The organism is Pseudomonas sp. JV414 (assembly GCF_032424305.1).
Classification (GTDB): domain Bacteria; phylum Pseudomonadota; class Gammaproteobacteria; order Pseudomonadales; family Pseudomonadaceae; genus Aquipseudomonas; species Aquipseudomonas lini.
On the sequence record NZ_VYKC01000022.1, the window covers coordinates 155247 to 177873 of the forward strand.

At 58.6% G+C, this 22627-nt stretch carries 21 protein-coding genes; 7 read left to right on the forward strand and 14 right to left on the reverse strand.

The genetic code is table 11. From position 1 onward, the window contains the following. Positions 1–3: 3 nt before the first annotated feature. Positions 4–1836 (reverse strand): di-heme-cytochrome C peroxidase, encoded by a 1833-nt coding sequence (locus tag F6R97_RS24690; RefSeq protein WP_315867228.1) that lies wholly within the window; start codon positions 1834–1836, stop codon positions 4–6. 270 nt (positions 1837–2106) lie between these two features. Here F6R97_RS24690 and F6R97_RS24695 point away from each other — a divergent pair, with 270 nt between their 5' ends. From F6R97_RS24695 to F6R97_RS24715, 5 genes are all read left to right on the forward strand, one after another. Continuing rightward, the gene (locus tag F6R97_RS24695) at positions 2107–2820 is read left to right on the forward strand and encodes an FKBP-type peptidyl-prolyl cis-trans isomerase (RefSeq protein WP_038979749.1); all 714 of its coding nucleotides are present in this window, start codon (positions 2107–2109) and stop codon (positions 2818–2820) included. A gap of 295 nt (positions 2821–3115) precedes the next feature. Further along, the gene (locus F6R97_RS24700; protein ID WP_048394375.1) at positions 3116–3571 is read left to right on the forward strand and encodes a YkvA family protein; all 456 of its coding nucleotides are present in this window, start codon (positions 3116–3118) and stop codon (positions 3569–3571) included. 115 nt (positions 3572–3686) lie between these two features. Continuing rightward, positions 3687–4028, forward strand: a complete 342-nt coding sequence (locus F6R97_RS24705; protein WP_030131674.1) for a helix-turn-helix domain-containing protein — start codon at positions 3687–3689, stop codon at positions 4026–4028. After that, positions 4025–4396: a hypothetical protein gene (locus F6R97_RS24710; RefSeq protein ID WP_007898892.1), complete on the forward strand. Its 372-nt coding sequence runs from the start codon at positions 4025–4027 to the stop codon at positions 4394–4396. Before F6R97_RS24705 ends, F6R97_RS24710 begins: the two co-directional genes overlap by 4 nt. Next, positions 4397–4804, forward strand: a complete 408-nt coding sequence (locus tag F6R97_RS24715) for an SEL1-like repeat protein (RefSeq protein WP_038979751.1) — start codon at positions 4397–4399, stop codon at positions 4802–4804. Between the two features lie 575 nt (positions 4805–5379). Here F6R97_RS24715 and F6R97_RS24720 read toward each other — a convergent pair. Together F6R97_RS24720 and F6R97_RS24725 are read right to left on the reverse strand one after the other, a co-directional pair. Then, a complete protein-coding gene (locus F6R97_RS24720) occupies positions 5380–7146 on the reverse strand; it encodes a bifunctional diguanylate cyclase/phosphodiesterase (protein WP_315867229.1) in 1767 nt (588 codons plus the stop codon). A gap of 145 nt (positions 7147–7291) precedes the next feature. Continuing rightward, positions 7292–9373 carry a carboxy terminal-processing peptidase gene (locus tag F6R97_RS24725; RefSeq protein ID WP_197282282.1) on the reverse strand — a complete coding sequence of 694 codons (2082 nt, stop codon included), beginning with the start codon at positions 9371–9373 and terminating at the stop codon, positions 7292–7294. A gap of 138 nt (positions 9374–9511) precedes the next feature. Between F6R97_RS24725 and F6R97_RS24730 the strand changes: the two genes are divergently transcribed. Beyond that, entirely contained in the window at positions 9512–10474 is a 963-nt protein-coding gene (locus F6R97_RS24730) for a zinc-binding dehydrogenase (RefSeq protein ID WP_315867230.1), read from the forward strand. Between the two features lie 114 nt (positions 10475–10588). On the opposite strand, the gene F6R97_RS24735 is transcribed toward F6R97_RS24730, so the two are convergent. From F6R97_RS24735 to F6R97_RS24760, 6 genes are all read right to left on the reverse strand, one after another. Then, positions 10589–11242, reverse strand: a complete 654-nt coding sequence (locus F6R97_RS24735) for an HAD family hydrolase (protein WP_048394384.1) — start codon at positions 11240–11242, stop codon at positions 10589–10591. 34 nt (positions 11243–11276) lie between these two features. Then, positions 11277–12281: an ABC transporter ATP-binding protein gene (locus tag F6R97_RS24740; protein ID WP_048394386.1), complete on the reverse strand. Its 1005-nt coding sequence runs from the start codon at positions 12279–12281 to the stop codon at positions 11277–11279. Next, the gene (locus F6R97_RS24745) at positions 12278–13078 is read right to left on the reverse strand and encodes an ABC transporter permease (protein WP_030131666.1); all 801 of its coding nucleotides are present in this window, start codon (positions 13076–13078) and stop codon (positions 12278–12280) included. Before F6R97_RS24745 ends, F6R97_RS24740 begins: the two co-directional genes overlap by 4 nt. Next, complete coding sequence (locus F6R97_RS24750) at positions 13065–13901, reverse strand: ABC transporter permease (protein ID WP_161794728.1); 837 nt, start codon at positions 13899–13901, stop codon at positions 13065–13067. Before F6R97_RS24750 ends, F6R97_RS24745 begins: the two co-directional genes overlap by 14 nt. Before the next feature lie 5 nt (positions 13902–13906). Next, positions 13907–14713 (reverse strand): alkaline phosphatase family protein, encoded by an 807-nt coding sequence (locus F6R97_RS24755; protein WP_048394389.1) that lies wholly within the window; start codon positions 14711–14713, stop codon positions 13907–13909. Positions 14714–14884: 171 nt separating this feature from the next. Further along, entirely contained in the window at positions 14885–15949 is a 1065-nt protein-coding gene (locus F6R97_RS24760; RefSeq protein WP_038979758.1) for an ABC transporter substrate-binding protein, read from the reverse strand. Positions 15950–16299: 350 nt separating this feature from the next. Here F6R97_RS24760 and F6R97_RS24765 point away from each other — a divergent pair, with 350 nt between their 5' ends. Then, positions 16300–17013 (forward strand): UTRA domain-containing protein, encoded by a 714-nt coding sequence (locus F6R97_RS24765; RefSeq protein ID WP_048394391.1) that lies wholly within the window; start codon positions 16300–16302, stop codon positions 17011–17013. Between the two features lie 3 nt (positions 17014–17016). On the opposite strand, the gene F6R97_RS24770 is transcribed toward F6R97_RS24765, so the two are convergent. From F6R97_RS24770 to F6R97_RS24790, 5 genes are all read right to left on the reverse strand, one after another. Further along, entirely contained in the window at positions 17017–19152 is a 2136-nt protein-coding gene (locus F6R97_RS24770; RefSeq protein WP_048394393.1) for a mechanosensitive ion channel family protein, read from the reverse strand. A gap of 72 nt (positions 19153–19224) precedes the next feature. Further along, the gene (locus F6R97_RS24775) at positions 19225–19401 is read right to left on the reverse strand and encodes a hypothetical protein (protein WP_167344810.1); all 177 of its coding nucleotides are present in this window, start codon (positions 19399–19401) and stop codon (positions 19225–19227) included. Positions 19402–19604: 203 nt separating this feature from the next. Continuing rightward, entirely contained in the window at positions 19605–20894 is a 1290-nt protein-coding gene (locus tag F6R97_RS24780; protein WP_007898846.1) for a M18 family aminopeptidase, read from the reverse strand. A gap of 93 nt (positions 20895–20987) precedes the next feature. Further along, positions 20988–21827 carry a hypothetical protein gene (locus tag F6R97_RS24785; protein ID WP_315867231.1) on the reverse strand — a complete coding sequence of 280 codons (840 nt, stop codon included), beginning with the start codon at positions 21825–21827 and terminating at the stop codon, positions 20988–20990. 156 nt (positions 21828–21983) lie between these two features. Then, positions 21984–22619, reverse strand: coding sequence for an RluA family pseudouridine synthase (locus F6R97_RS24790; RefSeq protein ID WP_028941050.1), 636 nt, complete (start codon positions 22617–22619; stop codon positions 21984–21986). Positions 22620–22627 lie beyond the last annotated feature (8 nt).

The following is a 22627-nucleotide window of genomic DNA, read 5'->3' on the forward strand; positions in this document are numbered from 1 at the left end:
GGGTCAATCCTTTTGACTGAGACGGCGGTCTGGCAATTGCGACTCCATCGGGCCGCCCAACACTTTCAGGTATTCCAGCAGCGCCCAGCGTTCCTCCGGTTGCAGCAGACGACCAATGACGCCGTTACCGCGCTCACCTGCGCGGAACTCGTGGCCGCTGTTGTGATTACCGGTGATGCGCGTGTCGAACACAAAACCATTGGTGAAGGCTTCGGTGCGATAGCCCAAATGTTTGGGGTCGTATTCAAAGGTGCCCTTGTAGAACGTGGGCGCGCGTTCACTTTGTGGCGAGAGCAGTTGATAAATGCTCGGTACCGAACCGTTATGCAAAAACGGCGGCGTCGCCCAGACGCCCGCCAGTGGTCGGGCTTTATAGCTACGCAACTCTTGAACGCCGATCGGCAGGCCGAATCCGTCCAGGTTCGGGCGCTCTGCGGGTGTCACATTGGCTTCGCGGTAGGCCTGATTGCCCATGAAAGCAGTGACGTAAGCCAGTCCCTTAGCCACGGACAACTGGCTCATATCCAAGGGTTCTGTGGGTGTTGGGTGCAGTTGTACGTCCAGTTGCGCAAGCTCTGCCGGATCCCACTGCAAGGCCGTCAGGTCGAAGCGGTGATCAGCAATATTGTTGGCGGCGCCGGGGTCTGTGCCAATCACCCCCACAGGCAGCAATTTCAGATGTTGCACGGGTCTGCCGTCGCTTTGGGTGACGCGGGGGACATGACACCCGGCGCAGTTTTCAGCGAACAGTTCGCGGCCTTTTGCAGCCAAGGGCTTGTCGATATTGCCCAGCAGGGCTTCCGGCCAGGCGGGCGGTTTGAGTCGTTGCAGGGTTTCTTCGATCCGGTGCAGATCACGTACCCGGACGCTGGACGGGTAGCGGTCGTCGCCCTTGAGCGGCTGCCCGCTGCTGTCGAAGAAATTCAGCGTGGCGCCCACACCCAAGGCTTCACCGATATTACGGGCCATCGGTTGCTGCGCCGAACCGTTCCACTGCACCCAGTCGAAGGTCCACATATCCCACAGTTGCGGGTAGTCCACCGGCGCGTTGGCCACGCGGTAGTTGGCGGGTGAAATCGCGTCGCCGAAGCTGGCGTTGGCAATACGCCCGAAGGCATCGGTGCGGCCGGGACCTTCTTCGGTGGGGTAGAGGCCGCGATGGGTGTCGTTCCAGGCCACCTTCAGGAAGGTATCGAGGGATACTTTGAAATCCTGGCGCAGCTGTTGATGCCGTGCCTCGTAGTCCTGCCCCAGAACGTTGCGTGCGAAACGTTCGAATTTCCAGGGGTTGTAGTAAGTCGAGGTCAGACTGGCGACCAATGCTTGTCCGAAACTGCCACCTCGCAGCGTAGGAACGCTGGACGGCAATACATGCTGGGCTGAGCCGCCATCGATGCGCACGGCCTCGCCATTGAAGCGCAATTCGCCGGTGTGGCAGGCGGCGCAGGTGATGTCCAGAAACTCGTCCTGGCTGCCGGGGTTTTGATGACGGGCAAAACCGACGGGCAGGTTACCAGGGTTGTTCGGCGTGGCTTTCTGGCTTGGGTCGATCAGAAAACCAAAGCGTGCGAGGTATTCAGGAGCGGCGAATCGTTTTTGCGAGAAGGGCAATTCCAGGGCGTTGAACCAGTCATAACGCAAGCCTTTGACCTGGGTACCCTGAGGCGTGAAGTAGTAAGCCTGGCGGTCGGCGGCGCTCCATTGCTCCAGGTAATTCACCTGTTGCGCCGGTGACCAGGCTGGCAATTTCGGGTTGGCGACATAGTACAGCACCACGGCGAGGCCAAGCCCCAGCAGTACTGCGATCAGCATCAGCAAACGGAATATGAGGCGCAAGATAAACATCCTTGTCAATTTGTAGCTTCTCTTATGCCTCAGCTGACGAAGTGCGGCAAGAGGCCATTACGCCAGAGGCTGTGGGAACCGGCCCTTGAGTCTGTAAGAGCCAAATGACAGAAGCTTCATCGTTCTATAGCCGAAATGCGTTTAAACACCTGAACTTATCAGACGTTTCCTGCTCTCATGCCGGTAGCCATTGGTCGTGGCGGCCTGATAAGCTCGCGGCTTTACTCGATTGCCCTTTAGGCGCATGAACAAGGAAATAGCATGAAACAGCATCGGTTGGCGGCGGCGGTGGCCCTGGTTGGCCTGGTACTTGCGGGTTGTGATTCGCAGACCAGCGTAGAGCTGAAAACCCCGGCGCAAAAAGCTTCCTACGGTATCGGCCTGAACATGGGCAAAAGCCTGGCTCAGGAAGGCATGGATGACCTGGATTCCAAAGCTGTAGCCCAAGGCATCGAAGATGCCGTCGGCAAGAAAGAACAGAAACTGAAGGATGAAGAACTGGTTGAAGCCTTCGCAGCACTGCAAAAGCGTGCTGAAGAGCGTTTGGCCAAAATGAGCGAAGAGTCGGCAGCCGCCGGCAAGAAATTCCTCGAAGAGAACGGCAAGAAAGCCGGTGTCACCACCACGGCTTCCGGCCTGCAATATGAAGTGGTCCAGAAGGCCGACGGCGCTCAGCCTAAGCCGACCGACGTAGTGACTGTTCACTACACTGGTAAATTGACCAACGGCACCGTTTTCGACAGCTCCGTCGAGCGCGGCAGCCCGATCGATCTGCCGGTCAGCGGTGTGATTCCGGGTTGGGTTGAAGGCCTGCAACTGATGCACGTTGGCGAGAAGTACAAACTGTACATCCCTAGCGAACTGGCTTACGGCGCCCAAAGCCCAAGCCCTGCGATTCCAGCCAACTCGGTGCTGGTATTCGACCTGGAGCTGCTGGCCATCAAGGATCCAGCAAAACAAGACGCCGCCAAGTAATTCGCGTCTGCTCTAAAAACAACGCCTCGCTTATGCGGGGCGTTGTTGCATCTGGCGTTCAGTGGAGGTAAACAAAGCGAACGGATACGGTACGCTGAAGTCATAGCCAGTGAGGGCGCCCGAGCTAGACGGGCCAGAACGCCAAGTCAATGAAATCTTGGGGTTTTTTTATGTGAGTAAAAAACGCCCGATCTGAGTCAGGCCCTTATAAAACGGGGCTTTCAGCGGTGAAATGCAGCTCTGTTCACAAGGTTATCCACAATTTGTGTGGATAACATTTCAGCGGGAGGAACAAATGAAAACGCCCTGGAATTTTGCTCGTTTCCTGCCTCTGGCCGGACGCCTGCTCGCCCGTGGTCGTTTGCCGACCCTGCTGTTCGCGGTTGCCAGCAAAGGGGCCAGCCAGGGTAATCGTCTGGGTAAGCTCAAAGACGATCTGCGCCTGTTGCAGGCACTCTGCCTGGCTTACTGGCGTGGCGAATACCGGGCCATCAGCCCGAAAGCACTGCTTTCGGTGGTGGCCGGCCTGATGTATTTCCTGAGCCCCGTAGATGCAATCCCGGATTTCATCCCGATGTTCGGCATGCTCGACGACATCGCCGTGCTGGCCTGGTTGATGAAAGTCCTCGATGACGAGCTCAACGCCTTCCGCGCCTGGCGCAAGCGTCAGCTGCCGGAGAAGCTCGCGGTAGTCGAACGCTTGCCTGATACCCCCGAACAATTACAGCTGCAGGGCCCGAAAAAAAACTGAGCCAATTCAGAATCCTCCAGATATTCATACCCCCCCGCGACCTTGGCCGCTGTTAGGATTACACTTCTAAGGAAAAGCGCCGACTCGCTCAGTGTCGTTGTCCTACGGGGTAGTCATGGATATTCAGATAATTACACGCGAAGGCGAACCCGAATATGCGGTTCTGCCATGGGCTCAGTATCAGGCTCTACTGAAAGCAGCAGGCATCAAGCAACAACCACCGCGTGACGCCACAGTGCCTCCCGCGGCGGCACCAGACCAGATTCTTCCGGGTCTGGATCAACTACGCAATTTGCGCGAAGGGAAGGGCATCGCCATTGAGGCGCTGGCCCGCACGGTAGGCATCAGCCCGTCATATCTCGCCTTGATCGAAAGCGGTGAGCGTCAACCTGACGCTGCTATTCGCCGCAGCCTCGCCTGGGAATTGACGGTGCCAGGATGGAGGGATGAATCGTGAGCGTACGCATCAGTCGTCAACATTGGGATGGATTGTTGGGGGAGCTGGATCAGGCGCGTCGTCAGCGCCATCTTTTGACTTATCGGGCGTTGCTGGAGCGTTTGCAGCTACCCACGCCGGCCATGCAAACCTTGACCGCAGCTCTTGAGCACCTGGCGGCGCTGGATGCCAGAGCCGAGCAGCCGTTGCGTAGCTCGTTGGTGATCAGCCAGGGCGCCAGCCGCTTGCCGCGCACCGGCTTCTTCGAATGTGTCGAGCGTCTCGGGCGCTTTTCCGGCCCGTCCGATGGCGTGGCTGCCGCGTCCTGGCATGCCTCGGAAGTGGTGCGAGTGTTTGAATACGAGTACCCCGAGTCGGCGGAAGCCTGAGTGTTTCTACGACTCAAGGCGCGGGCCAGTTACTGGCTGGCCCGCCGGTTGTTTCACTGGTCGTGGTTCGTGCGCCAGCCGCGAGGCTGGAGCTGGCTCGAGGGCCAGTTCGCCCGCATGGCGAACCTGGGTGATGTCGGCGCCCAGAGCTTCTACGGCCACATTCTGGCCTTTCGCGGCGTCGGTCTTGGGGCTCGCGAGGAAGGTGTGCGATTACTGCGCCTGGCCGCGTTGGCGGGGGATGGCAAGGCGGCCTATCAGGTTGGCGTGATCAGCCTGACCGGAACGCCGAGCAAGGCGCCTGATCCGGCTGAAGCGGCTCGCTGGTGGGAAATGGCGGCGAAGGCCGGGCATCCGCTGGCCGAACTCAAATTGAAAGAATTGGCGTCTCGCGGTTCTGCAGATTAAACAATTGTGTGTCTGATAAACGAACGTGGCGTGAGGGAAACCTCCCGCCACGTTTGCGTTTTTGCCTGCTTGTTGATTAATGGAGTGATCATTAGCGAATCGACCTACATCCACATCATCCTTTCCTGACTTTTTTCCTGATTGATCCCCCGCAAAGTTTCGCGTGTTTATTGCCGGGCAGATCCATTGGAGATTTCCTTCAAGTTGTAGCGGTTTTCATGAACTGGTGCGCGATGCGCTCCATCGATAGTCTTGGGGTTGTCACTGCAAATTCAGTGACAGGGCGTGGAAGCCCTTCTATCGTTAGGCGCAGCAAGCGCCACCAGCTCGGCGTGTTTTATCGTCTGTGTTTTATGGTGGCTGTGCGCGGGGCGCTTTCGAGTGCGCGGGTGCCTAACGTCCTGGTCTTCCACACCTGCGTACAGCCGCCACCGCATTGTCTAGTGACGGATTAGTCCTGGAAATTTGTGGTGCCTGAGCGGGCCTCTTCGCGGGCAAGCCTCGCTCCCACAGGTTTTGTGTCGTTTGTGAATATTGCGTACGACACAAAACCTGTGGGAGCGAGGCTGATCTGGTCAAGTAATCCCGGGCACCGTCAGGCTATCAATCACATGCACGCTATACCCCGGCACATTCTTCGCGTGGTGTTTGGCCTGCGAGGCCATCTCCGCCAACTGACTCGCATCGAGTTGTCCGCAAGCCTGTGGATGCAAATGCACCACACCGATGGACAGGGACAACAACGGAAATTCCTGTCTTACGCCTTGCCGGTTGGGGGCGATGAAGCAGCCGGCTTCCAGGTGTTCGCTGCGGTAAAAGCGTCGGCATTGGCTGTGGAAGTCGTCCAGCAGTTGATTCAGGCGTTTGCGCCAGTCTTCCGGGCCGAGGACCAGCAGGAAGTCATCGCCGCCGATATGGCCGACGAAGTCGCGGGACGGGTCGACGCGGTCGTTCAGGCATTGCGCCAGGCACAGTAGGACTTCATCCCCGCGACCGTAGCCGTAGATGTCGTTGAAGGGTTTGAAGCTGTCGATGTCCACGTAGCAGATCACCGATTCCCGTTTCTGTTGCAGCAGCCGTGTCAGGCATTGCTGGATCGGTACGTTGCCCGGTAGCAGGGTCAGCGGGTTGGCGTAGCGGGCTTGCTGGATTTTCAGTTCCGTAATCAATTTGAGCACGTCGATCACTCGGCCCAGCCCCAGATAGCCGCCGTTGAGGGTGATGATGAAGTCTTCTTCGATGCGCTGACGGGCGCGGCTGGTGATGAGGCGGCTGACCTGTTGCAGCGACTGGCTCAGCTCCACGGCGAGGAAGTCGTCGCTCATCAAGCGGCTGATGGGCTTGCGGGCGAACAGGTCGGTGGCAAAGGGTTTGAGCAGGGCGTCCGAGAGCGAATGACGGTGGACGATGCCGCAGGGCTGACCCTGTTCGTCGAGCACCGCCAGGGAGTTCAGGTTGGCCTGGCGGCGGAAGGCTTCCAGTACGGTGGCGGTCGGGGTGTCGCTGGCCACCGCCGGCTGGTCGTTGAGCAGGGCGCTGAGGTCACTGACTTCCTCGTTCAGTATCGCGGCGACGCTGTTTGGTTTGGGCATCAAGGTTCGGGCATCGCGGGGCGGATGCTCCTGGGGCCGGCAGAGCAGATAGCCTTGCAGCAGATCGACGCCCATTTCGGTCAGCACGGCGAGTTCTTCCGGCAATTCGATGCCTTCGGCGATCACTTTTGCCCGTGAAGCCTTGGCGATCTGCAGGATCGAGCCGACGAATTCACGCTTGAGCGCGTCCTGGTGAATGCCATCGATAAAGTGCCGATCGATCTTGACGTAATCCGGGCGCAATTCAGACCAGAGGCGCAAGCTCGAATAACCCGCACCCAGATCATCCAGTGCAATGGAAAATCCCATCGCCCGATAGTGATGCAGGGCGGTTTGCAGCAACTGGAAATCGTCGGTCGGGGTCTGTTCGGTGAGTTCGATCACCACCTGGCTCGGTGGTATGCCGAAATCCTGCAGCAGTTGCAAAGTGCGTCCGGGCTGGTGGGCGGCTTCGAGCAGGGATTCCGGGGACACATTGAGGAAGAGTTTGCCGGGCAGTTGCTGTTCATTGAAACGGCGGCAAGCACTTTGACGGCAAGCGATCTCCAGTTCGCTGAGGCGACCGGCCTGGCGGGCTACCGAGAACAGGGCGATGGGGGAGTGCAACGGACTGTTGGAGGGGCCACGGCTGAGGGCTTCGTAACCGATGATACGTCGTTCGGAGAGAGAAATGATTGGCTGGAACAGGCTGTGCAAACCGCTTTGAGTCAGTATCGAGCTCAAGGCACTCAGCTGTTCGGTCGTGGTCATGGCGTTCTCTGGCGATAAAAAAAGGACTGGGCGTGCTCTCGTTAAAGAGCACGCCCAGTCCTGTATTTCACGACAGAATGATGACTGTTTGATGACGCTCCGGGGAGCGTCGGCATTAAATTGCCATCATCTTGCTTGTAACAACTTAGTGCTTGGCAACCGCGGTGTTGAGTTTCAAGTAATCCAGCAGAATCCGCCCGGTCTCGCTCAGATAAGCATCGTCTTCTGGCTTGGTCTTGTCCGGCTCGGCCGCGAGGGCATCTTCGTCTTCTTTCTTCAGTTCTTTGAGCGGCTCTTCGCCCTTGGCCTTGCGACGGATGTTTTCCATGGCCAGTTGCTTGGCTTCGATATCGGCGTGTTGTGCACGACGGTCAGCTTCATTGAGGCTGACGGTTTTTTCGCTCATCAACTTCTGCGCCAGGGCCAGTTTGTCGCGGATGAACACAAACTCCGCGTCTTTGGCCGTGCGCACGTCATGCTCGGACTTGAGCTGCGTGATGTACGGTTTGAACGGGTCAAGCGCAGGCTTGATGGCCGCACGAATGGTGTCCCACGGCATGGCTTCCGGCAGGGCGCTTTCGCCGATTTCCTTGGTGTCGATGATCGACGGGTAATCGATGTCCGGCAGCACGCCTTGATGCTGGGTGCTCTGACCGGAAACCCGGTAGAACTTGGCCAGGGTCAGTTTCAGTTCGCCATGGTTGAGCGGCTGAATGGTCTGTACGGTGCCTTTGCCGAAGGTCTGGCCACCAATGATCAGTGCGCGGTGGTAGTCCTGCATGGCGCCGGCGAAAATCTCCGAAGCCGAGGCGGACAAACGGTTGACCAGCAACGCCATCGGGCCTTTGTAGAACGCCCCCGGGTTTTCATCTTCCAGCACATCGACCCGGCCGTCGGCGTTACGCACCAGTACGGTCGGACCTTTGTCGATGAACAGACTGGTCAGCTCGGTGGCTTCCTGCAAGGAACCGCCGCCGTTGTTGCGCAGGTCGATGACCACGCCGTCGACCTTGTCTTTCTGCAGCTCGGTCAGCAGCTTCTTGACGTCGCGTGTGGTGCTCTTGTAGTCCGGATCGCCGGCACGGAAGGCCTTGAAGTCCAGGTAGAAGGCCGGGATCTCGATGACGCCGAGCTTGTAGTCCTTGCCATCCTGCTTGAGGTTGAGGACCGACTTCTTCACCGCCTGGTCTTCGAGCTTCACCGCTTCGCGGGTGATTGGCACGATCTTGGTGGTCTGGTCGTTCGGCGCATTGCTGGCCGGAATCACTTCCAGGCGCACCACGGTGCCTTTCGGACCACGAATCAGTTTGACCACTTCGTCCAGGCGCCAGCCGACCACGTCGACCATCTCTTTGTTGCCCTGGGCCACGCCGATGATCTTGTCGGCCGGTGCAACCTGCTTGGTCTTGTCGGCTGGGCCGGCAGGCACCAGGCGCACGACTTTCACTTGATCGTTGTCGCTCTGCAACACGGCACCGATACCCTCGAGGGACAGGCTCATGTTGATGTCGAAGTTTTCCGCGTTATCCGGCGACAGATAGTTGGTGTGCGGGTCGTAGGACATGGCGAAGGTGTTGATGTACGCCTGGAAGATGTCTTCCGGGCGGGTCTGGTCCAGACGCGACAACTGATTCTTGTAACGCTTGGTCAGGGTTTCCTGAATCTGCTTCGACTCTTTGCCGGAGATCTTCATCCGCAGCACTTCGTCCTTGACGCGTTTGCGCCACAGGTCGTCCAGCTCGGCGGTGGTCTTGAGCCAAGGGGCATCCTTGCGATCGACCAGCAAGGTTTCCTTGGCGGTGAAGTCGATCTTGTCGACGCCTTTGTTCAGCTCGGCAAGGGCAAAGTCCAGACGCGCCTTGACGCGGTCCAGGTAGCGCTTGTAGATGGTGAACCCGGCGTTCAGGTCGCCGCTTTTGAGGAAGTCGTCAAACTGGGTTTTCCATTTGTCGAATTCGGCAATATCGCTGGCCATGAAGTAGCTGCGCGATGGATCCAGCAGCTTGATATAGCTGTCGTAGATGATCACGGAGCGTGCATCGTCAAGCGGTGGTTTGCTGTAATGGTGACGCTTGAGCAATTCGACGACGTTCAGACTGGCGATTACTTCGTCACGATCGGGCTGAAGCTTGTCCCAGCTGTTGGCTGCGAACGAATTGCTCGACATCGGCAAAAGACCGAGACCAAGGACAAGAGCGAGGGCGGTGCTGGGGAGCAGATGCTTCATGCTGATTCGACGCGGTGACAATTGATAACGCATATTAGGCCGTCTTTGAAGTCGCCGGATCCACAAGGACCGGTCGCATAATGCAAAAAGCCCGGCGCTACAGCTTCGGGCTCAGTCCAGACTCACTATGGAGGCACTGTGAAAGCATTGCAAGGCGTTGAGGGGCGAGTGGAGTGGGTTGAAGAGCCGAGTCCTACGTGCGATGTAGGACAAGTTCGCATCCGGGTGGCGGCAGCAGGACTCAATCGCGCCGATTTGTTACAGAAGGCGGGGCTATATCCGCCACCGCCGGGGGCCAGTCAAGTACTGGGTCTTGAGTGTTCGGGGGTGATCAGCGAGGTCGGCCCGGGCTCTTCCTGGCAGGTCGGCGATCGGGTTTGCGCCTTGCTGGCCGGGGGCGGGATGGCCGAAGAGGTAGTTGTCGACGGACGGCATGTGTTGCCAGTTCCCGAAGGTTTGTCCCTGGCCGAGGCGGCAGCATTGCCGGAAGTGTATGCGACCGTTTGGCTGAATTTGTTTCAACTGGCTGCGCTCAAACCGGGTGAGAAAGTTCTCCTGCACGCCGGAGCGAGTGGAATCGGTTCAGCTGCCATTCAGCTGTGCAAGGCGTTTGGTAACCCGTGCTGGGTCAGCGTCGGTTCCGCCGAGCGTCTGGCGTACAGCGAAGCGTTGGGCGCACAGGGTGGCGTAGTGCGCAATGGCGATCTGGACAGCTTGAATGATCTTGCGCCGTTCGACGTGATCCTCGACCCGGTGGGTGGCAACTATGCGGCGTTGAACCTCAAGCTGTTGGCTCGCGATGGTCGATGGGTGCTGATTGGCTTGATGGGCGGTCGTGAGGCGCAGCTGGATCTGGCGCAGGTATTGGCCAAGCGTGTGCAACTGCTGGGGTCGACCCTGCGCAGTCGCGACGAGCAGTTCAAGGCCGATTTGTTCAGTGATCTCGGCCAGCACGTCTGGCCGCTGTTTGCCGAAGGGCGTTTGAGCCCGCAACTGGCCAGGACATTTGCGATCAAGGATGCCGAAGCGGCGTTTGCGGAACTGGCGACTAATAAGGTGTCGGGGAAGTTGGTATTGGTGATCGACGAAAGCCTGAGCTGAAATCAGGTTGGCTGCCAAAAGATCGCAGCCTCGCTTCGCTCGACAGGCTCCTACAGGTGTAAGCGATCCATTTGTAGGAGCTGTCGAGCGAAGCGAGGCTGCGATCTTTTGCTTTTACTTCCAGATATGGATTGGCCAACCGGCCTTTTCGGCATGCTCAAGCAGGACCGGATCGGGGTTCACCACATGCGGGAAATCCACCTTCAGCAGCAGCGGCAAATCGTTGCGAGAGTCGGAATAAAAACTCGCGCCTTCCAGATTTTCCTCTTCGGCATCCAGCCATTCCAGCAACCGGGTGATCTTGCCCTCGCGATAGGTCAACGTGCCAAGGGTATTGCCGCTGTACACCCCGTGCGCCACTTCCAGCTCGATCCCGAGAATCTCATCGATGCCCAAACGGTCGGCAATCGGCTTGACCAAATGCGTTCCCGAGGCCGAGATCACCAGAATCCGGTCGCCGGCCTTGCGATGGGCGGCGATGGCTTTGGTGGCGTCGCTGAAGATGATCGGCTCGATAAAATCTTCCACCCAAGGCCCCACCAAGTGCTCGACCTCCTCCGGTGTGCGACCGATCATCGGTTCCAGGCTGAAGTCCATGTACTCTTCCATGCGCAACTTGCCGTGGCTGTAAGCGTCCATCAGTTCGTTGTTCTGACGCATGAACGACTCGGGATCGACCCAGCCCAGGCGGCCCATTTGCTCGCTCCAGAGGGTGGCGCAGTCGCCGTGGATCAGGGTTTCGTCCAGATCAAAAATTGCCAGGGCCATCAGTGCAGTTCTCTCTTCAACATCAGCAAAGTCATCAGGCTACCTCACACAGGGCCGTCGGATCGATGGAAAGCGCCAGGCGCTGACCATCGGGATGCAGGTCGGCCGCCGAACGGTTGAGCACATCCACCACCAATTCCACGCCCCGGGCTTCGACCCGATAGCGAATCACGTTGCCCAACAGGCTGTGGCTGCGAATCTGCGCGTCGAGCTCGCCGTTGAGGCTTAGCTCGATGGCTTCCGGGCGAATGGCGAGGCGATGGGTGATCGGTCGTTGCAACAGTTTCGTCGCGCTGTCGGCGTCCAGCAGGTTGTAGTTGCCGATGAAGCCTGCGGCAAAAACATCGACTGGCGCGGTGTAAAGGGTTTCGGCATCGCCACTCTGTACGATCTTTCCCTCGTTCATCAGGAAGATTCGGTCAGACATGGTCAGGGCTTCTTCCTGATCGTGGGTGACGAAGATCGTGGTCAGGCCCAGTTCGCGCTGGATCTGACGGATCTGTTCGCGCAGGTGCTTGCGAATCCGCGCGTCCAACGCCGATAGCGGTTCATCCAGCAACAACAACCGAGGCCGGGTCACCAGCGAGCGGGCCAGGGCGACACGCTGGCATTGGCCACCGGACAATTGATGTGGGTAGCGGGCGGCGAAGTCCTTGAGCTCCACCAGTGCCAGCACTTCGTCGACGCGCTTGTGGCTGTCGTCGGCGTTGACCTTCTGCATGCGCAAGCCGAAGGCGACGTTCTGCTCCACGGTCATGTTCGGGAACAGCGCATAACTCTGGAACACCATGCCGATCCCGCGTTTTTGCGGGCTCAGCGGAACGAGGTCCTGACCTTCCAGCAGGATCTTGCCGCCATCCACCGAGGTCAGGCCGGCGATGCAACGCAGCAGGGTGGACTTGCCGCAACCGGACGGGCCGAGAAGGGTGACGAATTCGCCTTTCTTGATTTCGCAGTTGATGTCGCTGAATACCGTGGTGCCAGACTGCCCTATTTGAGAGTAGCTTTTTTGCAGGTGTTGGACGCTCACATAGCTCATTCGCTTTTGTCCTTGTTCAAGATATTGGCAGCCCAGGTCAGAACCAGCACAAAGAAGAAGTAGGAGATCACCACTGCACTGGTGAAGTGGCCGCTGCTGTTACGCATATTGTTGAGGTAGACCTGCAGAGTTTCGTAGCGGGTGCCGACGAGGATGTTGGCGAACACGAACTCACCGAACAGGAACGAGAACGACAGCAGCAACGCCACCATCAGACCTTTGCGCAGGTTCGGCAGCACCACCAGGAATGCCGCTTGCCAAGTGCTGGCGCCGAGCAGTTGCGCGGCGTCCATCAGGTCGCGCAGGTTGATCGCTTGCAGGTTATTGGTAATCGCCCGGTACATGAACGGCAGCGCCACGGTGAAATAGCAGCCGATCAGAATCCACGGCGTACCGACCATCGCGAACGGCCCCGAACCGTAGAGCTGCAGCAACCCCACCGACGACACCACCGGCGGCACCGCGAAGGGCAGCAGGATCAGAATGTTCATCAATGCGTCGAGTTTCGGGAAGTGGTAATGCACCACGAACAGCAGCGGCAGAATCAGCACCACCGACAGAATCAGCGAGCCGACGCAGACCAGTAACGATTGACCGAATGCGTTGAGAAAGCGCGGATCACTCCACAGCTGGATGTACCACTTGAAGGTAAAACCGCTGGGCATGATCGTCGCGGACCAACTGCTGGAGATCGAGTAGATCAGCGTTCCGATCAGCGGCAACAACAGAATGGCAAACAGCAAATACACCACGACGCGGTGATAGACACCGACAGGCCCCAATTCAGCGCGAGACATGGTAGCTCCTCTTCAACAGCAACTGATGCACGATGGTCACAACGGTCATCAACGCCACCAGCACCACGGCCAAGGCGCTGGCCAGGTTCGGGTCGAGGGAAATGTCACCGGAGACCATCGCCGCGATGCGGATCGGCAACACGTTGAAGTTGCCGGTGGTCAGGGCGTAGACCGTGGCATACGCGCCGAGGGCGTTGGCCAGCAGGATTACAAAGGTGCCGAGCAGCGCCGGGGTCAACACCGGCAAACCGATATGCCGCCAGAACTGCCAGCCATTGGCGCCGAGCAATTCGGCGGATTCACGCCAGTCTTCGCGCAAGGCGTCGAAGGCCGGGTAGAGCAGCAGCACGCCCAGGGGAATCTGGAAGTAGGTGTAGAGAATGATCAGCCCGGTTTTCGAGTACAGGTTGAAGTCCTGAATGATCCCGGCTTGTTTGAGCATGATGGTAATGCTGCCGTTGAACCCCAGCAAAATGATGAACGCGAAGGCCAGGGGTACGCCGGAGAAGTTGCTGGTCATGTTGGCGAAGGCGTTGACGAAGTTGCGCAGTTTCGAGTCGACCCGGCGCAGGGAGTAGGCGCCGAGTATGGCGATGATGATGCCGAACACGCTGGACCAGAAACTGATCTCGAGGCTGTACTGGATCGCCTGCAAATAGAACTTTGAGTTGAAGATTTTGCTGAAGTTGGCAAGGCCCCAGCCGAACTCTTCCGATTCCAGGCTGTTGATCATTATCCAGAGCAGCGGGGCGATCTGGAACACGAAGAAGAAAATCGCAAAGGGCACCAGGCACAGAACGGCGAGCCATTTACCGCGGGTCATGGCGTTCACTTGAGCAGCTCCCGGCACACAGGTTTGTCGTGGGGCACGCCCAACAGTTCGCAGACGGTGCCGCAGATTTCGGTTTGTTTCGGTGCGGCGTTTTGGTTGAAGCTGAAGGCATCGCCGAGGACGAACAGTGGCACTTCGCGTTCTTCGGGCAGGAGGCCGTTGTGCGAGCGGTCGTTGTTCATGCCGTGGTCGGCCGTCACCAGCACCTGGTAATCGGCGTCGAGCCAGCCTTGCAGGTAATCGGCAAGGATGATGTCGGCTGAGCGAGCGCTGTTGCGGTACTGCGAGGTGTCGAGGCCGTGCTTGTGCCCGGCGTCGTCGATGTTCATGGGGTGGACCAATAAAAAGTTCGGCGCGTGGCGCAGGCGCAAGTTTTCCGCATCGGCGAACAGGTGCGAGTCCGGGTAGTGGTCGTTCCAGTAGAAGTGACCGTGCTGGATCGGCAGTTTGGGGTCGTCGGTGTGACGATCCCGGGCGGCCACGAATGGCGAACGGTTATACAACTCGCTGACCCAGTGATAGGCCGCGGCCGCGGTTTTCAGGCCTGCGTCGGTGGCGTAATGGTAGATGCTGCGCTGGTTGGACAGGCGCGAGACGTTGTTGTGAACGATACCGCTGACGATCGGCGTAACGCCGGTCAGGATGCATTCGTAAAGTGGTCGGGACAGGGCCGGCAGTTCGCACTCCAACTTGTAGAGTGCCGCGCGTCCTGCGCCAACGTAAGCCTGCAGATGCCCCATGGCGTGGCGCGCGACTTCGTAATTGAGGCCGTCGAGCACGACAAGGATGACGTTGTGCTTCATAGGGCTGGGACTCCGCAAAAACAGTGAATATCGTCAAGCCTGTAGGAGCGAAGCTTGCTCGCGAAGGCGGACTGTCAGCCAACATCAATGTTGAATGTCAGTCCCTCTTCGCGGGCAAGCCTCGCTCCTACAATGAATCTCCATCAGATCCCCGAATGGGGATCTACGGTGTTACGGCATGTTGATGATGACTTCTTCCTGCCACTTCTGCGGCAGCGACTTGGAGGTCTTTTCCCATGCATCGGCGTCTTTGATTGGCGTGACCTTTTTGTACTGCTCATTTGGCAGCAGTTTGGCCTTCACGTCTTCCGGCAGTTTGATGTGCTCGGCGCGGATCGGGCGGGCGTTGCCTTTCGCCAGGTTGATTTGGCCGGCATCGCTGAAGATGTATTCGCGGGTCAGCTTGGCGGCGTTCGGGTTCTTCGCGTATTTGTTGATGATGGTGGTGTAACCGGAAATCACCGAGCCGTCGGATGGAATCAGCACGACGTAGTCATCCGGATTCGCCATCTTGGCCTTGTAACTCAGACCGTTGAAGTCCCAGACCACGCCGACTTCGATTTCACCCTTTTCCATCGTGGCAATCGTCGGGTTGGCCATGGACAGGCGGCCTTGCTTGGCGATGTCAGCGAACAGCAACAGGGCTGGCTGAATGTTTTTCTCGTCACCACCGTTGGCGAGGGCGGCGGCCAGTACGCCGTTGGCAGCTTGTGCGGCGGTGCTTACATCACCGATGGAAACTTTGTACTTGCCAGTCTTGAGGTCGGCCCATTTGGTCGGTGCTTCAGAACCGTGCAGCAGTTTTTTGTTGACGATAAACGCGATGGTGCCGGTGTAGGCCAGCGCCCAGTTACCGTCCTTGTCCTTGGCCCAATCCGGAATCTGTTCCCAAGTAGTTGGCTTATAAGGTTGCACCACGCCCTGCTTGACCGCGATCGGACCGAAGGCGGCACCGACGTCACCGATATCGGCGCTGGCGTTGTCTTTTTCGGCGGCGAACTTGGCGATTTCCTGGGCCGAGCTCATGTCGGTGTCGATGTGTTTCAGGCCATATTTCTTGGCCAGGTCTTCCCAGGTGCCTTTCCAGTTGGCCCAGTCATCGGGCATGCCGACGCTGTTGACTGCGCCTTCCGCTTTCGCAGCGGCTTCCAGGGTTTTCAGATCATCCGCCGCCATGGCGGAGGTGCACAGGGCAATGGTCGAGCCTAACAGTGATGCCAGGAAAAACTGTTTCATCCGAAGCTCCTTTGGGCGTTTTCAACGCTGCGATTGCGGTTGTGTTGGTCTAGGTCAGCAATACCTGAGCCAATTTAGGCGGGTTGGATGACATTTTGATGTCGACGACCGGTCGGCCTGAATTTTCTGCGCTCGGATACGCGGGGTGCGAGATAAGCGTAGACCATCGCTAAAGAGCTGATATGAAAGGGACTTGGCCATAAAATTGCAGGTGTCTGGCGCAACCGTTCGGCGGCTTTGTCATCTGTCAGTCATGTGCAGTGCCTAGGCTTGCAGGCAGTTGAAGGAACCGATTTGAATCACGGTTCCGCCCTGAATCAGTGCTGGTCTAGTCCAGATAGGTAACGTTGATGCGCATCGAGACCACCAAAGCGGTGACAGCCATCGGGCAGGTTCTGCAGGAACAGCTCGACCACGGCCTGTTGGCGCCCGGGAGCAAGTTGCCGGCAGAGCGCAAGCTCAGTGAGTTGTTCGGTACCACGCGGATCACCGTGCGTGAGGCTTTATTGCAGCTGGAGGCCCAGGGCCAGATTTATCGCGAGGAGCGACGCGGCTGGTTCGTGTCACCACCGCGACTGGCTTATAACCTGATGCAGCGCAGCCACTTTCACGCGATGGTCAGTGCCCAAGGGCGGGTGCCGTCCACCGAGGTAATTTCGGCGCGCTTGCAGCCTGCGTCGGCGGCGGTGTGTGCCTGGTTGCAGTTGCCGGCGCTGTCGAGCGTGATCCAGATCTGCCGCTCGCGACGGATTGACGGGAGATTGGTGTTGTATGTGGAGCACTACCTGAACCCGCAGTATTTCCCGGGGATTCTGGACTTCGATCTGAATCAGTCGATGACCGAACTCTATGCCCGGCATTACGACTTGCATTACGGGCGGGTGCGCTTCGAGATTGTGCCGACGGCGTTGTCGGTGGACGCAGCGGCGGCTTTGCGCGTGTCGGTGGGCAGCCCGGGGTTGCGGATTGCCCGGGTCAATTACGATCACCACCAGCGGTTGATCGATTGTGACCTGGAATTTTGGCGACATGATGCGATTCATGTCGGGGTGGATGTGGTTTGAGTTCTATTCCTTGGCGACGTGCACACTCATGCGCGGCGTCGCCAGATCCAGCCCGGCTTCATCCAGATGCCGCTTGAGCGACAGGTTGAACGCCCGGGAAACTTCCCACTGTTTGATCGGCGCAGTCTTGAAGCGTGCGCGAAGAATCGCGTTGCCGGACTCGAAACTTTCTACCCCCTGAATCTCCAGCGGCGACCAGATGTTTCGCCGTTGCAGCGGGTCGGTGCGCATTTTCTGGCCGACTTCGCGCATCAGTTTGATCGCCTCGTCGATGTCCATGTTGGAGGGCACCGCCACCCGGAAGATCGCGTAGCCGAATTCCCGGGAGTAGTTCTTGATACTTTTGATTTCGCTGAACGGAATGGTGTGGACGATGCCGTCGATGTCCCGCAGGCGTACGGTGCGGATGGTCAGGCCTTCGACCGTGCCCAGGTGGCCGCCGACGTCCACGTAGTCGTCGATGGCCAGGGAGTCTTCGATGATGATGAACAGCCCGGTGATCAGGTCAGCCACCAGTGACTGCGCGCCGAAACCGATGGCCAGACCGATTACGCCGGCACCGGCCAGCAACGGCGTGACGTTCATGCCCATGTTCGCCAGGGCGACGATCAGCGCAATGATGAAAATCGCCACGAACAGTACGTTGCGGATCAGCGGCATCATCGTCTGCGCGCGGGCATTGGCCTGGCCTTTGCGCGAGCGGGTGAGGGCGTGATGCACGGCGGTGTCGCTGAGGATCCAGATCAGCCAGGCAAAAATCAGCGTGCCACCGAGGCTGAACAGTTTGACGCTGACTTCATGGCCTTCGCCTTCGGTGAAGCGGATCAGCGACATGCCCCAGACCCGCAGGCCGAGCTCGATGAATGCCAGCCACACCAGCAGATGGGCGAGGGTGTAGAAAAAGCTTTTCAGGCGATCCGAATACAGCGCGTGGCGTTTCACGCTGCGTTGCGGTTTCAGTGAATGGCGGCGCACCAACCCATTGATGACCATGCACAACACCAGCAGCACGGTGCAGATCAGTGATTGACGCAAGGCCGTGCTGGTGTCACCGGCAGAGACGAAGGTGGCGAACAGCGAGATGCCCACCAGCACCAGCGCTGGCAGATACCAAAAGGTGCCGAGGATTTCGATCGTGTCGCTCAAGGCCCGGCGAGTCAGGCGCCGGGACAGCGGTTGGTTGCGGATCAAGTGCGCGATGGGCCGACGGAAACGCAGAACGAAATAACCAGTGGCGATCGCCGCGAGCACATTGGCGAACGTCGCTGCTGTATGGGCCAAGTGACTGCCGAGACTTTCAACCAGACGGGGGTCGCTCAGGGCTTCACCGAAGGCGGCGAAACTGCCGATCAGCCACAACGGGCGGAAAGCCTGATGCCGCAGAATGAACAAGGCGCGGTGGCGATGCGGGCCATCCAGCACGGAAAACGCGATCACGCAGATCGCCGAGAAACAGGTGCCGACCACCAGCGCATAGGCCAGCACCATGGCCAGGCTTTTGCCCAATGACGAAGGCAGGGCGTAGGTCATGTAAACCGTCATGACCAAGGCAATCAACCACGGCCCGAGTTTGCGCAAGGCGAAGCGCAGCATGTCCAGCGCCTTGGGGTGTTGCGGTAATTCTTCGGTCAGGCCAAAGCGCATGCGCACCCGGTGGCCGAGCCAGATCAGGGCGGCGGCCAGCAGGCTCCAGACCATCAGGATCACAGCGAAAGCGAAGATGATCGGCAGCCATTCATTGGCCGGCAGCATCAGCGCCGCCAGTTCATCTTTGGCCAGATCGACTTCTTCGGACCAGCGATTGAGGGGGCTGTCGGCGCCGGAAAATTGCTTTTCGAAACCGGCCAGAGTGCCGCCGATCAGCCCAAGCACGCCTTCTTCAGTGGTTGGCTGAGCCTTTTGGGTGACGTCGCGAAGTTTTTTCAGGTCCGTCAGTAGCTGGGTGCGCTGCTGATCGTTTTCCAGGGATTTAATGACTTCGTCCAGCGATTGCCCCAGCGGCTCTTGTGCTTGCGGCTGGGTTTTTGCCGAGCCATTGAGCAGCCCCGGCAAACTGACCGCCTGGGCAGGTGCCATCGGCAGCAGTGTCATCAGGCAGACAAGGAACAAACACGGCAGGGCAAAAAGACGAGCGAACACGGTCAACCTCGGATGAACGAATCGGCCGAGTGTACGAGCCCGTCAAAATCAATGCGAGCCAGGCGCGAGGATTTATTCGTTGAGTTTGGCGAGGATCTTGTAGATCACGGTGGCGAGGATCATCAGCATGCCGACCCACATCGCGAACACACCAACGTTCTTGTCGCGAAAGTTGAAGCCGATGGCCAGCATGATCATCCCGGAAAGAATCGGGATCAGCATGGAGTGGAACGAAGACATCGAGATCATGGTGACAGCCTTGTCGGAGAGGGGTATTGCAAGTCTAGGCGGCTTTCGGACGAGCGGAGGTGATGTGTGTAGGAGCTGCCGCAGGCTGCGATCTTTTGATCTTGGCTGCTTCAAATGTGCTGAAAATCAAGATCAAAAGATCGCAGCCTGCGGCAGCTCCTACAGGGGATCGCGTTCACCCTGTAGGAGTTGATCTTTGAGGGCTACGGCAATTCGCGGCAGGCGTAGAACGCGCTCAGCACTTTGACCAGGTGCGCCAGGTCATGGCTGCCGCACAGCTCGCGGATCGAGTGCATCGCGAACGTCGGCAAACCGATGTCCACGGTGCGCACGCCCAGGTGGCTGGCGGTGATCGGGCCGATGGTCGAACCGCAGCCCATGTCGCTGCGCACCACGAAGCTCTGCACCGGTACTTCTTCGGCCATGCACAAATGGCGGAAGAAGCCGGCGGTTTCGCTGTTGGTGGCGTAGCGCTGGTTGCTGTTGACCTTGATCACCGGGCCGGCGTTGAGTTTCGGGCCGTGGTTGGCGTCGTGCTTGTCCGCATAGTTCGGGTGCACGCCGTGGGCGTTATCGGCCGAGACCAGCAGGGATTTCTGAATGGTCCGTACGAATTCATCCCCTTCGGGCAACAGACGGCGCAGGGTTTGCTCAAGCATTGGACCGTCGGCGCCACAGGCCGAGCAGGAGCCGACTTCTTCATGATCGTTGCAGACCAGCACGCAGGTTTCGTCGGTTTCGGTCGTCAGCAAAGCTTGCAGGCCGGCGTAGCACGACAGCAAGTTATCGAGGCGCGCACCCGCAATGAAATCACCATGCAGGCCAATGACCGCAGCGCTTTGGGTGTCGTAGAAGCTCAACTCGTAATCGAGCACCACGTCGGCGTTCAGGCCATGTTCGCGGGCGAGTTGATCGGTGAGCACGGCGCGGAAGTCCACGCGTTCGTCACCGGCGAATTGCGCGAGGATCGGCGGCAGTTCGGTCTGGGCATTGATCGCCCAGCCCATGTTGGCTTCGCGGTTGAGGTGAATGGCCAGGTTCGGAATGATCGCAATCGGTGCCTTGAAGTCGATCAACTGGCTCTCGACCTTGCCATCACGGCGGAACGTCACGCGGCCGGCCAGAGACAGATCGCGGTCGAACCACGGCGCCAGCAGCGCACCGCCATACACTTCGACGCCCAGTTGCCAGAAGCCCTGGCGTTGCAGTTCCGGTTGGGGTTTGACCCGCAGGCACGGGCTATCGGTGTGCGCACCGACCAGGCGGATGCCACCGTGCAGGGGCGAATGACGGCCCATTTTGAACGCGACGATCGAAGAGTCGTTACGGGTGACGTAGTAACGACCATTGGCTTCGGTGGTCCATGGCTCGCGCTCATCGAGGCGCATAAAGCCGGCCGCTTCCAGACGCTGAACAAGGCTGGCGGTGGCATGGAAAGGGGTAGGGGAGGCCTTGAGGAAGTCGATCAGGCCTTGGTTCAACTCTTCGCGCATAAGAAGCTCCAGACAGCAGTGGCGCCAGTTTAGCGTATTGGCCCACGGCATTGCAGACACAATGCCATCCGGTGTGTAACGACTACTGGAAAGTCAGCCGGTGATCAGTTCGCCGCAGAGGAACACTTCGCGACGCTGTTTGCGGCCAACGTGTTCATGTTTGCTCGCGAGGTATACCGGGTTGAATTTTTCCCGCGAGAAGTCGGGTTGCTGTCTGACGTATTCATCCACCAGGCGGTCATAGTCGGCTTCGGTGATGAACTTGTAGATATCCCGGCGATAAAAGAATCCCAACTGGAAACCCAGGGTTTCGCTGGAATGAGCAGTCATGCCGGAAAAGCAGTTTTCAAAATCGATGGCTTTGAGAGGTTTGCGTGCTTCGGGAATCATGATGTTGCCGGCCCAGAAGTCCATGTGCGTGATGTTCTTCAGGGCCAAGGAATGCAGCAATTCGAACGCATCGAGAATGAAGGCTTCGACGTGTTCCGGGTGTTGGCTGAGCCACTGCACGCCGTTGACATGGTCGTCGAGCAGACGCGTGAGTAAGAAATACTCCAGGGTCAGGCCCATTCGATCACGGGTATAACCGAAGCCTTGCAGCGGGGGCATTTGCACCCCACGGCGTTGCGCTTCATGGGTATTGATCAGCTCTTCCAGTGGCCAGTCGAATCGGCCATTGCGCTGCGGCTTGCCCAGGGTTACCCGGACTTTGGCCTTGAAGGAGTCCAGCGGCTGGACCTTGGCAAACAGCGGTGTATCGCCGGATACCAGTGGTGCGCTTGCCCGTGAGAGTTTGCGAGCGCGGCGTTTGTTAATCAGCTGTTCAAGCGCACGTTGTGTTTCGACGCAAGGCGGCTCGCTCAAGTGCAGCGTGGTGTTGAACAGGCTGAAAGTGAAGGGGTAGTCGCGTTGAAGTGTCTTACTGCTGAACACAAGGGCGTCCTGCCTGATATCTAAGTGCTGTCATTTCACGATTTTTTACAAAACCATAACAATTTCTTCACGTTATCTTAACGGCGTTTTGTGTTAGCAAATAGCAAATAAAAACGCCCTTCGACGGAAGGGCGTTATGTTTGTCCGGCGTGTTACTCAGAAGGGCGCAGGGCACTCGAATCGCAAGCGTTCGCCGCTTTGCGGGTGAGTAAAACTCAGCATGCTCGCGTGCAGGCACAGACGTGGCCAGGCAGCGAGTGCTTGCTCATGGGCGTAAAGCCCGTCACCCAACAGCGGGTGACCTATCGACAGCATGTGCACGCGCAACTGGTGAGAGCGGCCGGTGATCGGCGTCAGCTCGACGCGGCACCAGTCGCCACAACGCTCCAGCACACGCCAGAAGGTCAAGGCATGCTTGCCGAACTCGTGGTCCACCACGTGGCGTGGCTTGGTCGGCGGGTCGTAGCGCAGGGGCAGATCGATGCTGCCGCTGTCCAGTTCCGGTTGTCCCCAGCACAGGGCGGTGTAGGCCTTTTCGGTTTCGCGGTCGTGAAATTGCCGAGACAGCTCGCGATGAGTGTCCGGGTCACGGGCCAACAGAATGATGCCGGAAGTTTCCCAGTCCAGCCGATGAACAATTCGTGCTTCCGGGTAGCCGTTTTCTTGCAGGCGCGTAATCAGGCAGTCCTTGTTGTCATCAGCCCGGCCAGGGACGGAGAGCAACAGGGTCGGCTTGTCCACCACGAGTACGGCGGCGTCCTGATGGATGATGCGGATGTTGGACAACGGCATTAAAACAG